This is a genomic window from Ponticaulis koreensis DSM 19734 (assembly GCF_000420665.1).
Taxonomy (GTDB): domain Bacteria; phylum Pseudomonadota; class Alphaproteobacteria; order Caulobacterales; family Hyphomonadaceae; genus Ponticaulis; species Ponticaulis koreensis.
Window position 1 is genome coordinate 1,898,615 of sequence record NZ_ATVJ01000001.1, and the last position, 13,258, is coordinate 1,911,872.

At 57.1% G+C, this 13,258-nt stretch carries 15 protein-coding genes; 4 read left to right on the plus strand and 11 right to left on the minus strand.

What is annotated here, in order from left to right; genetic code table 11:
- Positions 1-5 precede the first annotated feature (5 nt).
- Entirely contained in the window at positions 6-1,022 is a 1,017-nt protein-coding gene (locus G523_RS0109680; RefSeq protein WP_027441604.1) for a zinc transporter ZntB, read from the plus strand.
- On the opposite strand, the gene rnhB is transcribed toward G523_RS0109680, so the two are convergent.
- Positions 1,019-1,603 carry a ribonuclease HII gene (rnhB, locus tag G523_RS0109685; protein WP_027441605.1) on the minus strand — a complete coding sequence of 195 codons (585 nt, stop codon included), beginning with the start codon at positions 1,601-1,603 and terminating at the stop codon, positions 1,019-1,021. The two genes, G523_RS0109680 and rnhB, sit on opposite strands and share 4 nt — an antisense overlap.
- Positions 1,604-1,638: 35 nt before the next feature.
- Here rnhB and G523_RS0109690 point away from each other — a divergent pair, with 35 nt between their 5' ends.
- Complete coding sequence (locus G523_RS0109690; protein WP_022694858.1) at positions 1,639-2,613, plus strand: quinone oxidoreductase family protein; 975 nt, start codon at positions 1,639-1,641, stop codon at positions 2,611-2,613.
- Here G523_RS0109690 and G523_RS18870 read toward each other — a convergent pair.
- From G523_RS18870 to G523_RS20340, 3 genes are read right to left on the minus strand one after another with little or no spacing between them, the layout of a single operon-like run.
- On the minus strand, positions 2,610-3,512 hold the full coding sequence (locus tag G523_RS18870) for a M23 family metallopeptidase (RefSeq protein ID WP_022694859.1): 903 nt from the start codon (positions 3,510-3,512) through the stop codon (positions 2,610-2,612). The genes G523_RS0109690 and G523_RS18870 overlap by 4 nt on opposite strands.
- A gap of 5 nt (positions 3,513-3,517) precedes the next feature.
- A complete protein-coding gene (locus tag G523_RS0109700) occupies positions 3,518-3,736 on the minus strand; it encodes a DUF2093 domain-containing protein (RefSeq protein ID WP_022694860.1) in 219 nt (72 codons plus the stop codon).
- A 14-nt stretch (positions 3,737-3,750) separates the two neighbouring features.
- Positions 3,751-4,500: a CDP-alcohol phosphatidyltransferase family protein gene (locus tag G523_RS20340; protein ID WP_022694861.1), complete on the minus strand. Its 750-nt coding sequence runs from the start codon at positions 4,498-4,500 to the stop codon at positions 3,751-3,753.
- A 197-nt stretch (positions 4,501-4,697) separates the two neighbouring features.
- Here G523_RS20340 and G523_RS0109710 point away from each other — a divergent pair, with 197 nt between their 5' ends.
- Positions 4,698-5,705, plus strand: a complete 1,008-nt coding sequence (locus tag G523_RS0109710; protein ID WP_022694862.1) for an aldo/keto reductase — start codon at positions 4,698-4,700, stop codon at positions 5,703-5,705.
- Here G523_RS0109710 and G523_RS20680 read toward each other — a convergent pair.
- Complete coding sequence (locus G523_RS20680; protein WP_233347282.1) at positions 5,671-5,937, minus strand: hypothetical protein; 267 nt, start codon at positions 5,935-5,937, stop codon at positions 5,671-5,673. The two genes, G523_RS0109710 and G523_RS20680, sit on opposite strands and share 35 nt — an antisense overlap.
- Positions 5,938-5,959: 22 nt before the next feature.
- Positions 5,960-6,838: a pirin family protein gene (locus G523_RS0109720; protein WP_022694864.1), complete on the minus strand. Its 879-nt coding sequence runs from the start codon at positions 6,836-6,838 to the stop codon at positions 5,960-5,962.
- A gap of 93 nt (positions 6,839-6,931) precedes the next feature.
- On the opposite strand from G523_RS0109720, the gene G523_RS0109725 reads away from it, so the two are divergent.
- The gene (locus G523_RS0109725; protein WP_022694865.1) at positions 6,932-7,858 is read left to right on the plus strand and encodes a LysR substrate-binding domain-containing protein; all 927 of its coding nucleotides are present in this window, start codon (positions 6,932-6,934) and stop codon (positions 7,856-7,858) included.
- 371 nt (positions 7,859-8,229) lie between these two features.
- On the opposite strand, the gene G523_RS0109730 is transcribed toward G523_RS0109725, so the two are convergent.
- From G523_RS0109730 to uvrC, 5 genes are all read right to left on the minus strand, one after another.
- Entirely contained in the window at positions 8,230-9,252 is a 1,023-nt protein-coding gene (locus G523_RS0109730; RefSeq protein WP_022694866.1) for a hypothetical protein, read from the minus strand.
- 274 nt (positions 9,253-9,526) lie between these two features.
- On the minus strand, positions 9,527-10,015 hold the full coding sequence (locus tag G523_RS0109735) for a hypothetical protein (RefSeq protein ID WP_022694867.1): 489 nt from the start codon (positions 10,013-10,015) through the stop codon (positions 9,527-9,529).
- 2 nt (positions 10,016-10,017) lie between these two features.
- Entirely contained in the window at positions 10,018-10,392 is a 375-nt protein-coding gene (locus tag G523_RS0109740) for a helix-turn-helix domain-containing protein (protein ID WP_022694868.1), read from the minus strand.
- 10 nt (positions 10,393-10,402) lie between these two features.
- Positions 10,403-10,822: a hypothetical protein gene (locus G523_RS0109745; protein WP_027441606.1), complete on the minus strand. Its 420-nt coding sequence runs from the start codon at positions 10,820-10,822 to the stop codon at positions 10,403-10,405.
- A 198-nt stretch (positions 10,823-11,020) separates the two neighbouring features.
- Positions 11,021-13,162, minus strand: a complete 2,142-nt coding sequence (uvrC, locus tag G523_RS0109750) for an excinuclease ABC subunit UvrC (RefSeq protein ID WP_022694870.1) — start codon at positions 13,160-13,162, stop codon at positions 11,021-11,023.
- Positions 13,163-13,258 lie beyond the last annotated feature (96 nt).

Genomic DNA, 13,258 nt, shown 5'->3' on the forward strand with positions numbered 1-13,258 from the left:
AGACTATGACCGAAGAAACTGATCAGGATCACCGCACTGAAGATGATATCCGTCACGGCTTGCTTTACAGCCGCGTTCTGGATGGTCATGGCGGTGCGCGTGAAGTCCATTGGCACGAAGCCTGCGACTGGCAGCCGGAAAAGCCCGGTGACGTGCTCTGGATCCATCTGGACCGGTCCGCAGAAGGTATTCGCGACTGGCTGATGAGCCAGATTGGTCTGCCTGAAGCTACCGCTGATCTTATGGTGTCTCATGAAACCCATCCTCGTGCGTTTCAGGAAGAGGGCGCGCTCATAGCTGTTCTGCGCGGTATCAATTTTAACCCCGGTGCAAAGCCGGAGGATATGATTTCCATGCAGCTCTGGGCCGATGAGCACCGTGTGATCACGCTGCGCCGACGCCGCCTTCAATCGCCTCGCGATGTGATGAAGCAGCTGGATGCGGGCAATGGCCCGAAAACAGCTGGCGGACTTGTGACGGAGATTATCGAGCAGCTCGTCGCGCGAATGAACAGAGCCATTCTCGACATGAACGACAAGCTCGATCATCTTGAGCAGATCGATTTCACCAAGGAACACGAGACGGCGCTGGACGATATTGCGGTCATCCGCCGGAACTGTCTGTCCCTCAAGCGGCATATGTCGCCGCAACATGAGGCTTTGTCCGCGATTGGCCGTGATGCGCCGAAATGGTTCAGTGATATGAACCGTCGCAATGTGCGTGAAGTGATTGCACGTCTGCACCGCTATCTGGGCGATCTGGATGTCTCTAAAGAGAGCGCCATCCTTATTCAGGATGATATTGATAGCCGCGCGGCCAGCCAGTCGAACAAGACCATGTATCTTCTTTCGATTGTTGCTGCGATCTTCCTGCCGATGGGCTTTCTGACCGGCCTTCTGGGGATCAATGTTGGCGGTATGCCGGGCGTTGATAACTCACACGCATTTACGATTACGGTCATAGCGCTGGTCGCTATTATGCTGTTACAGCTCTGGGTCTTCCGAAAATTGAGATGGCTTTAGGCCAACCGTCGCGCCGCCAGTGAAACCGGTTTGAAACTCATACGGTGGACGGCGCAGGGGCCAAGCGTAGCGAGGGCCTCTGAATGCGCTTTCACGCCATAGCCTTTATGCTTTGCAAAGCCATAGCCGGGATAGGTTTCCTCCAGCTCGACCATCAGCCTGTCGCGTGCGTTTTTGGCCAGAATGGACGCGGCAGAAATCTCGGCAATTTTACCGTCACCTTTGATAATCGCTTCGGCAGGGCAAGGCAGGCCTTGCGGCAGATCATTACCGTCAATCTGGATGAAATCAGGCGTGATGCCCATTTCTTCAATGGCGCGGCGCCACGCCAGATGGGTCGCCTGGCGGATGTTCAGCTCGTCTATTTCCTGCGGGCTGGCCCAGCCAAGTCCGAACGCCAGCGCCTTCTCACGTATCTCGGTTTCGAGGGCGACGCGCTTCTTCTCGGTGAGCTTCTTTGAATCGTTGAGGCCTGTAATAGGGCGGTCCGGATGCAGGATCACCGCTGCAGCCGTGACGGGGCCGGCCCAGGGACCGCGTCCTGCTTCATCGACTCCGCAAAGAAGGTGTGATTTCGTCATGCCGAAATAAAGACGTGAGTCCCGGAGGTATTCAAATGGTGCAAGCCCGCGCAGTACGAGTTCATGAAAATGGTGGTCCTGAAGTTCTGAAGCTGGAGGACGTTGACGTCCGCACGCCGGGCGCGGGTGAGGTGCTGATCCGGCAGACTGCGATCGGCCTCAATTTCATTGATACTTATATCCGCACCGGGCTTTACCCGACCAAACTGCCTGTCACGCCGGGCTTTGAAGGCGCTGGCGTGATTGAAGCTGTGGGCGAGGGCGTTGAGGGCCTGAGCGTTGGTGATCGTGTGGCCTATCCGACAATCACAGGCGCCTATGCGACCCATGTGTGTGATGTTGCCTCTAAAGTGGTTCCTATTCCTGATGGTGTGGCCGACGAAGATGCAGCCGCTCTGATGATGAAGGGTATGACGGCGTGGATGCTGTTGTTCGAGATCAAACGCGTCATGCCGGGTGATACGCTGCTAGTATGGGCTGCGGCGGGCGGCGTTGGATCGATTGTTGTGCGCTGGGCGAAAGCTCTCGGCGCGAATGTCATCGGCGTCGTGTCTACCGAAGAGAAAGCGGCGCGTGTCCGCGAGAACGGCGCAGACCATGTGCTGCTTCAGTCGGCTGATATTCCTGCCGAGGTGAAAGCGCTGACCGGCGGCAAAGGCGTCGACATCTCTATCGACGGTGTCGGTAAGGATAGCGCAATGGCGAGCCTGAAATCCCTGCGTCCGCGTGGCCTGTTCATTACTTATGGCAATGCGTCCGGGCCAGTTGATCCGATCCCGCCAGCTCTGCTCAACCAGCGCGGATCACTGATGATGACGCGCCCGGGCCTGTTCCACTTCATCAACACACCGGAAAGCCTTGCGCGCGCTGCCAATGCCGTGTTCGGCGCACTTAAAGTCGGTGCGATCAAAGCCGATATCGGCCAGCGTTATAAGCTGGAAGACATTGCGCAGGCGCATATCGATCTGGAGAGCCGTAAAACAGTCGGCTCCACGATTATTCAGCCTTAGTAGCCAATGTCGAGCAGCAGGGCCGGGTCGATATAGAAATCACCGCCACGGTCATCGCTGGCCGTGTTGCGCCATTTGACAGACCAATGCAGGTGCGGGCCCGTGGTGCGGCCCGTATTGCCGGTTAGCGCGATTTGCTCGCCAGCTTCAACGCGTTGACCGGCTTCAACCTGAACCTCGCTCAGATGCATGAAGACAGAAACCAGCCCCTGACCATGGTCGAGGAAGATCGCGCCGCCTTCATAATAGAGGTCACCATCTGCCAGTGTGATCACGCCATCAGCCGGGGCGACGACAGGTGTGCCGACGGGTGTTGCGATGTCATAGCCGCGGTGGACTGAGACGCTGTCACACGCTTCGCCGGTTACGGCAGACACGCCGGTATAACGGCGTGTCGGGCCGAACGGAGAGGACATTGGCCCTTCGGACGGGCGCGTTACGCCATTCCAGATGCCCGCGCCTTCATTGAATTCCTGAAACGCAGCCTGTTTCTTCACCCAGCTGCGGCCCGCATGGTCGATCTGTTCCTGTGTGCGCGCGTCAACGCGGTCACAGTCGAGGCCCTCAAGAACGCGGAAGTCATCTTCGCGTGTTGCGAGGGTCAGACTTTCGGTGAAGCGTTCGCCATTGCTGGTGAAGCGCAGCGTAACGTCGGTTTCTGCATGCTGTGCGAGGCCAACGCTGGCGCGGCCATCCGCATCAAACACGGCAACGGCGCCGCCATTCATATAGACCGTTGTGCCCGGTTCGCCGGTGCAGAGCAGAAGTCCGCCCTGCTGGATCGCGCCTGCATTACAGGTCGGCGTCATTGTTTCCTGCGCCGAGGCCGTGACAGCGTTTCCGCCTTCCGGAGAGGTGGCGAGGATAGCGAGAATTGGCAGGGCAATCAGGCGCAGCATTCAAATCAACCTTCGTCTTGTTTCGTCACCATAGCCTGATTTGCGGCAGCCGCATCGGCATAAGGTTGCTGCAGATCAATGCTCCAATAGCGAAGCTCTGTCAGCGGGATCTGCTTGCCCGTAACAGCGCAGACGACAAAGTCGCCTTTTTCAACAATGTTGAAGGTCGCGTCGGTGTACCGGAGTTTAGCCTCACCCGGGAGGCGTGGGGTTTGATTTAGCATAGCGATAGTATGACCTAGTTCGTGTCGGTGTTGAAGGTGTCTTGCACAGTCGTGTCGGCGCCGGGGGCGGGGGTGATGTCCTCAGTTTCCGGCTTTTTGAACCGGAGGAAGATAATACCGGCAATGTAGACGACGCCGGTGTAAGCAGAGAGCGAAGCCGTTGCCCACAAAACCACAGTCCAGATGGACAGGTAATTGGAGAGAAACGGATCGGGCGTTTCCGCGAGTGCCATCAGAAGCAGGAAAACGGCGATCAGGATCATCTCGATAAAGGTCTTCATCTTCGCGACGAAGTTCACCTTCATGGCATCTGCGCCGAGCCCGATAAAGCGTAGCACGGTGATCAGCATATCGCGGCCGACGATCACCAGAACCGGCAGAGCGATTGGCCACGGCCAGCCGCTTGTCCATGCGAGTGTGAGCAGCGGAATGCCGACGAAAATCTTGTCCGCAATCGGATCCAGCAGACGACCGAACTTGCTCTCTACGCCCCAGCGCCGTGCCAGAAATCCGTCGAAGAAATCGGTGACCGCCGACAGCGCAAAAATCACAAACGCCACATGGCCCCAGAAGGTGCGGAAATTGGAAATCATCTCCTGATGTATGAGGCGGGTTTCCATGTCCACGCGCGGAGAGCTGACAATCTCTAAGAGGCTCGCTTCTTTTCCTGCCACCATGAAGATGATGTACGCCACCACCACGCCCAGGACGCATCGCATCAGGGTGAGGGCATTGGGAAGCCAGAAGAGAGGGTGTCTGCGCATGGCTTCTAAGTAGGCCCGATTGGGTTTCGCGAACATAGCTGATCGCAGATTTTTTTACGCTTCTTCCAGTGCCGGACGCAAATGGTGCGGTAATTGGCTTCAAAACTTTTTTACTGGTTTGCCGACGCGCAATGCGGCACCCTGTCAGCTCAATGCATTGAATGAGGCGCTGGCCCAAGCCAGCCCGTGGAGGACTTATGCAAAAGCGCGCTGTTGGACCCTTTTCTGTAAACCCGGTCGGCCTTGGCTGCATGAACATGATGCACGCCTATAACGACCCAATCTCTGAGGAGGCGTCAGACAAGCTGCTCAATCGCGCACTCGATCTTGGCTATGACTTCTTCGACACGGCGACGCTTTACGGCTTTGGCGAGAGCGAGCGCCGGATCGGTAAGTTTCTCAAACACCGTCGCGACGAGTTCGTGCTCGCCAGCAAATGCGTGCTCGGTTTCAAAGATGGACAGCGCACGCTGGACGCCCGCCCTGAAAGCATTATCGCAGCCTGTGAGGCGAGCCTTAAGCGCCTGCAGACGGACGTAATCGACCTCTATTACATGCACCGTCCGGACCCGCGCGTGCCGATTGAAGACTCCGTGGGCGCGCTGAAAACGCTGGTCGAGCAGGGCAAGATCAAGACAATTGGCCTGTCCGAAATGTCTGCCGACATGTTGCGTCAGGCGGCGGCCGTTCACCCGATTGCTGCCATGCAATCTGAATACTCTCTCATTGCCCGCAATCCGGAAATCGCAGTGATCGACGCCTGTAAGGAACTCGGCACGGCGCTGGTCTCCTTCTCGCCAGTCGGGCGCGGTATTTTCTCGCAAAAGCCGCTCGTGCCATCAGAGTTTGTCGACAGCGATATGCGCAAGGCGAACTTCTTCCCGCGCGTGAACGACCCGCACTTCTCGGAGAATATGAAGCTCGTCGCCAGCGCGCGTGAGATCGCCGACGCGGTCGGCTGCTCCTTGCCTCAGCTGGCCATTGCCTGGGTGCTCGCCAAGGATGAGGAAATCGTCACCATTCCGGGCACGAAGGATATCACCCATCTGGAAGACAATTGGGGCGCGATGAATGTCACGCTCAATGCCGCGACTGTGGCCCAGCTGGATGAGATTTTCGCACCGGAAAACATCTCCGGTCCGCGCTATAGCGAGATGGGCCAGAAGTCTGTCACGACCGAGATGTATGAGTTCGAGAAGGTCTGAGCCAGCCGCGAAACAGCCAGATCAGACCGGGCATGATCACATAGGTCATCAGAAGCACGATCGCCCCGACCGCCAGCACCGTGACCAGCAAAGGCTGGTCAGGGAACAAGGCGATCAGACACTTCGGAATGACATTCACCGGTATCAGCAAGCCGACAAAGGTAAGCACTGCCAGTTTGTGCTTCGGAAGCGGCTTGCATGACGGTATTTTGCCTGAAGATGAGCTGGACATTATCCGTCTCCTTTCGCGCCCGCTAGGGCTCGATCCGGCCAAGCAAGCCAGCCTTGTGCGCGGCGAACATCGCGTCAACTTCAGCCTGCGTGCTCATCGCGAACGGCCCTTGCTGGACGAAGTCTTCCTTCAGCGGCGTAGCCTGCAGCACAGCAATGTGCGCCTCGTCCGTTGACCAGAGGATTAGTCGCTCTTCGCTGTCTGACGGCGTGAAGGCGACAGACTGTCCGCGGCTCAGCTCTTCTGTTTTGCCGCCGAACGCGACGCGGGCTTCACCCTTGGCGGCCAGAACGAACACCGTCTCGCCCGCTGGAACGGTGTGCTCGAACCGCCCGCCATCGCGCAGGGAGACATCCAGAACCGTCATCGGCAGCGCTGGCGACACAGCGCCCTCACGGCTGCCTGAAGCCCCCAGCATCACGCGCGCTCTGTAACCCGCCCCTGTCAGCACGGGCATATCGCCAGCTTTGACATGCAGCGAGGCGGGCGCGTCATATTTCATGCTGGCAGGCAGGTTCACAAACACCTGAAGCGCATGCGTGCGCGCGCCCGGAACCGGCTTTTCGTCATGCACAGCGCCGCCGCCCGCTTTCATCCAGTAGAGATCACCCGGCATCAGATCGATATCATTGCCGAGGCTGTCCTTATTGTTGAACCGGCCCTCGCTATCCTCGAACAGGATCGACACAGCAGAGAGACCGGCGTGTGCATGCGGCCCGAAAGTCGGCTCGGTCATCACGAAATGGTCGACCATGATCAGCGGGTCCATCGCATCGGCATACATGCCATGCTTAAAGCTTAGTGCGTTAAATCCGGTCCTGACGGAAAACGGATTGCCTGAAACCGGCGCGCGGCGGGCTTCGGCATCGGTGCGTGTATCTGCGTGTGTGTCGTAAGGCATTTTGTGCTCCTCCTGTGATAAGGGGAAGATAAATGCGGAACGATGAAGCGATAAGATGCTTTACTTGAACCTTATCGTTCCATAAATAGAACTATGAGCGCTGATGCCCAACTTGACCTGAATGACTATTTTTACTTTTTCCATGTCGTGGAGAAGCGCGGGTTTGCGCCTGCCGCACGGGCGCTCGGTATTCCAAAGTCGCGGCTTAGCCGACACATCCAACAGCTGGAAACGCGGCTCGATGCCCGCCTGATCCAGCGCACCTCCAGACAGTTCGCCATCACCGATGTCGGTAAAGAGCTGTTCGGCCATGCCAGAGCAGTCGTCGAAGAAGTCAGCGCAGCCGAAGCGCGCGTGAAGCAGCGTAAAGCGGCACTGACGGGCAAAATCCGCATGTCCTGTTCTGTCGGCGTGGCGCAGTTCGCGCTGGAGGGCGTCATCGCTGACTTCATTATGGCGCATCCGGAGGTCGAAATTGGCCAGCTCGTCACAAACGACATGGTGAACCTGATTGATGCGGGCATAGACCTCGCCATTCGCGGCCATGTCGAAAACCTGCCGGATTCCAGCCTGATCCAGAAACGGCTGGCGCATGTTGACTGGCGTCTGTTCGCCTCGCCCCGCTATGTGGCGGACTTTGGCGCGCCACAAACGCCTGAAGATCTGAAAGCGCATAAGGGCATTTGCCTTGGCTGGAACCGCGATATTGCCGAATGGCATCTCCAGTCGGAAGACGGGCAGAGCCACCAGATCCAGTTCATCCCGCGGCTCAGCAGCGATGATATGGTGACACTGAAAAGCGCGTGTGCAGCGGGGCTCGGTATCGTGTCTCTGCCGGTTTATGTCTGCCAGTCTGATGTGGCCGCAGGCCGTCTGGTCGAGCTGCTGCCGGAGTGGAGCTCCGGTCAGGCCACGCTCTCTGTGCTCCAGCCATCACGTCAGGGCGTGCTGCCTGCGGTGAGCGCGTTTGTTGATCATCTTACGACAGAGCTTCCTAAGCGGGTGGTTTATAGTTCTTAGTTTTGTGCTCGGGCTTGTTGTTCGTGAACTCACTTGCCCTGCGCCTTCGCGTTGCTCGTGATGGGCACCCCACAAAGTTGTTTTTGATCTCACGCCGGTTCGCTTTGCTCACGGCTCCGATGGGGCGGGCATTGTTCTTTGTTCTCGCGAACTTTCGTTCGCATAGAACGCGCTCAGGGCTGCCGCACTGAACTGGGTTCGGAGCACCAACACAAGCGACCGCGCAGGCGTTGTTTGTTTTGTGCTCGGGCTTGTCGTTCGTGAACTCACTCGCCCTGCGCCTTCGCGTTGCTTGTGAAGAGCCCCCACAAACGCATGTGCAGGCGCAGCGTGCCCGAAGCCAAAGGCGACGGGACAGCACGCGAGCATCACTATAATAATCCCACCCTAGGTGGTTCAGGCGGTTTCCACCGTTCGAACTCCGGCAGGCGCAGCCTCGGGTCGGGGCCGGGCGGAAAGCCTGCTGCGCTGAGCCCCTCGCTCGCCATCAGATGGAGCGAGGTGAGGTCGCCTCTTTCATCCTCCAGCTCTTGCGCAGACGCCCAGAGCTCTTCCGGTGCCAGTATGGAATGCAGGGAGGAGAGGTAGAGCGGGTTAGTTTTGTTGTTTTGACCGCCCGCTTCGGCTCCGCCTTCGCGATGGGTCGCGCTCAAGGCTGTTTGCGGGTTGCTGCTCAGGCTGCCTGCACCCGCGCCTGCGCGGTCGCTGGTAAGGTCGGATGCTAGGATGGACTTATCCAGGTTTCGCTCATTCCCGCGAAGGCGGGAATCTGGACCAGTCCTGCGGAACGAGTTCCCTGCCTGCGCAGGGATGAGCGGCGAAGAAAATTTCACCGTCAGCGCACGGCCCGCAAGACGCTCCGCCAGCACATCAGCACGCAAAAGCACGCGGGAGAGGCGGCCATAGCGCGCCAGAAGATGGCGGGCATCAACGGGCTCAAAACGATCCGGCAACAGCGTGTAAGGGCGCTTGCCGCCACTGGGTTTGCGGCGCGATTTGCCCTCAATCACCGGCGTGGTGATCGAAAATGGGCTGAGGCGCACCTTACCGGAGAGCGCAAGGCGCAGCTCGCGGTCCTGACGACGAATAATGATGGACGGGCCGGTCGGGTCTGCCTCACCACGTGGGCGGAGGGTAAGCGGCTGGGGTTTTACCAGGCCGCGCTCGATCAGCTCTGCGGCCAGAAACAGGATAAAGCATCGCATCTGATGCTCCAGCCGGCGGATATGGAGGAGCAGACCGTCCATAAAACCGCGCTGGATTTTCGGCGTGTCTCCTGTGTCGTCCACATGGTCACGGGCATGGCGCTCATGGCGCGCAATATAAGTCTCCAGCCGCGCTGCAATGTCTGCAGGGGCTCGGGAGGGTGGGGTATATGCGCTCGCCTCGGTCATGAGGGGAAGTATGCGGCAGGCGCGCAGGTGTTGGATTGTTTTTGAGTCAAAATGCAGAAACCCCGGACGTCGCAGCGCGACGATCCGGGGTCCAGTATTGTTTCCGCTGGGTCCCGGTCTTGCTTGCTCTCGGCTGCGCAAACCGGGATTTCTGAGGCGAGAGAAATGGTAGGGTGGATTAGCGGTAAGCGTAATCCACCATTCTCGCCGGTTCATGTTGATGCACTACGACGTCTGTCTAATGCGCCTTGCAGAGCAACGGAGATTTGTATGGCTAATCCAATTCTTTATAGTCAACGTTTGAAATTGGAAATTTCGCCTTTTTCAAAGGTAAAGGAGGAAGATCCATCAACGCTTCGTTTGCAACGATAGCACAGAAACTACGAAAATATGGCCACACCGTCATTCTTCCAATCGTCTTCATGAAAGCTGTTAGGCAATTCACATCTAACTCGCTGAATGGTTCAACTTCGAAAATTAGAGCGTAGACTGCCTCTATTCCCATTTTTGCAGATGAGAATGAATCGTCTTCCGCCGCATCGTCGGTAACCTCGGGTGCTACCCAAATACGGCAACGAATTTGACCGATGAGAATGTTGTTCTCTTCGTCAAACTCTGGGGCGCCTGACAATTCGTTGCTCATGTACTTAGCGACGTTTTTAACGTCCGGAGACAACGATGGTGCACGCCAAGTGACAGAGCTCACTTGAAAAATTTGATTGAGCTCTGCCTTCCCGACTAGTTCGTTGAGGTCATTTGCCATTTTTAAGCTGCTACCAGTCCTGAAAAGGTGTCGTCGGAATTTGCATGACACCAGACGTCAAAGGTTTCTTTTCTCTCAGACATTGCCTTATTTCGAATTTTGCGCTGGTGGCCTACTGCATCCATTTTGCGTATCAGCTCACAGGAAAAGTCGAGTTTCTCGCCGAGATGGTAGAAAAGACTCGCTACCCTTTTGATAGAAAGATTTTGCGGCTCAGAGTCGGTCAAAATTTGAGTCACATAGGCTGGCGAGACGCCCATACGCTTCGCAAGGGCAGATTTTTTGATATTCTTTTCTCGAAGAATGCGAAGCGCCATGCTTTGAACATAAGCAATGGCTTCTTCTTCAGCCATGATTGCTTCAAAGTCTTCGTTCATGGAGCTCTCCTTAGAGTTTGGCATTTTTTATTTCTGTTTCGATGTCCTGAAGTCGGTTCGCGCAAGTATCGGCGTCGTTTGCATCAAGTTTGTCATCTTTTTTCTGAATAGCGACAGCGGCAAAAAAAGCTCGGTTGTATGAAACACTTCCCACGGATCCGTAGATTCTTAGTTGGTCGCTTTTGAAAGCGTGCAGCGGAATGTTTTTACCCTTTCTTTTCCTGCTACCTTCACTTCGAAACTCCTTTTTGTGGAGGTCGCCGAGGTTTTCTACTTGGCAAAATTTAGCCTTCATACAACTTTTAACGCGTGCCTCCATTCTGGGTTCGTTTACTTTTTTCAATTCCTTCATGCATCGATCATGCATCCACACCTCGCCATGAGGTCCGTCGTATATCTTTTTCCAGCTACCAAGGACCATATCAGCCAAGTGTCAATCCATAATTTAATATATAACTTAATTTTTAGGGTGTCGGATTACAAGGACGATTCTCACTTGAGAAGAAAAGTTAGTGGATTTCAACCGCTTTTTTGGCGGAGCCAATGATGCGGCGTGGAAGTTTAACGGAATTGGCTGAGGGTGCATCTTAAGGGAATATTCCGGTTAGGGTTCTAAATCTCACACACCCTAACTCCCATGGAAGTAATTATAAATCCGCTCGGCGAGGGCCTGGCTGACGCCATCTACCGTGGCGATGTCTGACAGCTTGGCGCGGGCAATCGCCTTGGCCGAGCCGAACCGGTGGAGGAGCGCCTTCTTCCGCGCAGGGCCGATGCCCTCAATCTCGTCCAGCGGGTTTTTGCGGATATCGGCCGAGCGGCGCGTGCGGTGCGCGCCAATCGCCCAGCGGTGCACCTCATCCCGAAGCCGCTGCAGGTAATAGAGCACCGGCGCGGTTTCCGGCAGCATGAAGGGCGCTTTGTCCGGCCGGAAGAACTTCTCGCGGCCTGCATTCCTGTCCGGCCCTTTGGCGATAGACACCAGCGTCACATCCTCATGCGACAGGCCAAGCTCCTGAAGCGTCTCCATAACGGCATGGAGCTGACCCAGACCGCCATCGATCAGCACGAGGTCGGGGTAATGAGGACTCGCTTTTAGCTTTTCTCGGCGGGTCAATGTTTTTTGCTCGCCAGCGGTCCCTCCAGCTTCGCTGTTGGGGCTGGCTGCGCCTGCGTGGTCACTTGTGGGGTGAGATGAGCTGGCGTCGGTGCTTGTGGTGTCATTTTTGTTTTGACCACCCGCTACGGCTTCGCCTTCGCGATGGGTCGCGCTCAGGGCTGTTTTATTTTCTTGCTCGGTGCTGTTGCCAGCGTCCGCTGACGCACCTGCGCCTTCGCGCTTGCTTGTGGAAGAGGGGGCATCAAGGCCCGCCTCTTTCATCAGTCGAGAGAACCTGCGGCGCATGACTTCGCGCATCATGCCATAGTCATCGCCCGGCTCTATGTCCGAATCCTTGATATTGAACTTGCGGTACTGGTTCTTCTCAAACCCTTCCGGGCCGGCGACAATCATCCCGCCCACAGCGTTCGAGCCCTGAATGTGCGAGTTATCGTAAGCCTCGATACGCTTTGGCGTTTCAGGCAGATCGAACACTTTGCGCACTTCTTCCAGAAGACGCGCCTGACTGGCCGTTTCTGCGAGCTTGCGGCTGAGCGCCTCGCGCGCATTGTTGAGCGCCTGAACCACCAGCTCCCGCTTGCCGCCGCGTGACGGCTTGCGCACCTCGATCTTGCGGTCGGCGCGCAGGGCAAGGGCATCCTCGATCAGCTCGATCTGGGCCGGTTCATGGCTCGTCAGGATGAGCTTTGGCGGCGGGCGTTCATCATAAAACTGCACGAGGAAGGCAGCGACGATCTCTTCCGGCGTCGCGTCGCGTTCATGCTTCGGATAGAAGGCCTTGGTGCCCCAGTTCTGGCCCGACCGGTAGAAGAAGACCTGCATACAGGACTGGCCACCATCCACAGCGAGGGCGAACACATCTGCCTCTTCCACGCCTTCGGGATTGATATCCTGCGTGGCGCGGACGGCCGCAATGGCGCGGATACGGTCTCGCAGGCGGGCGGCCTGTTCAAACTCAAGGTTTTCCGCCGCCTTTTCCATATCTGCGGCCAGTTCTTCATGCAGGCTGACCACCTTGCCGCGCAGGAAGTCTGCCGCCTGATCGGCCAGCGCCTGATAGTCTTTCTCTGAAATCAGATCGACGCAGGGCGCAGCGCAGCGCTTGATCTGGTGCAGCATGCAGGGGCGGGAGCGCTGCTCGAACACGGTGTCCTCGCAGGTGCGCAGCAAGAAGGCTTTCTGCAGCGTGTCCAGCGTGCGCGTGACGGAGCCTGCGCTGGCGAACGGGCCGAAATAGTCGCCTTTATGCTTTTTCGAGCCGCGATATTTCAGGATTTGCGGGGCAGGGTGGTCGCGCCGGATGAGGATGTAGGGAAAGCTCTTATCGTCGCGCAGAAGGATGTTGAAGCGGGGTTTTAGCCGCTTGATCAGGTTCGCTTCCAGCAGCAGCGCTTCTGTCTCTGTCTCGGTGACGACGAATTCCATGGAGGCGGTGAGCGAGATCATCAGCGCAATACGCTGGGTGTGCCCGCCCAGCTTGGCGTAATTGCTCACCCGGTTTTTCAGGTTCTTCGCCTTGCCCACATAGAGCACCTCACCATCGGCGCCGAACATGCGGTAAACGCCCGGCTTGCCAGGCAGCCGGGTGAGATTGTCCTTGATGACCTCAACGCCGTTCGGGCGGACGGGCTGGGAATTATTGTGAGCCATGCGTCTGGTTTATATCGCTTCGTTTCGGGCGTCACGCGCCATGGCGTTCAGATATAGGGCATGCTGACAGCTTCGGGAGAGAATTGGCTGTGATTG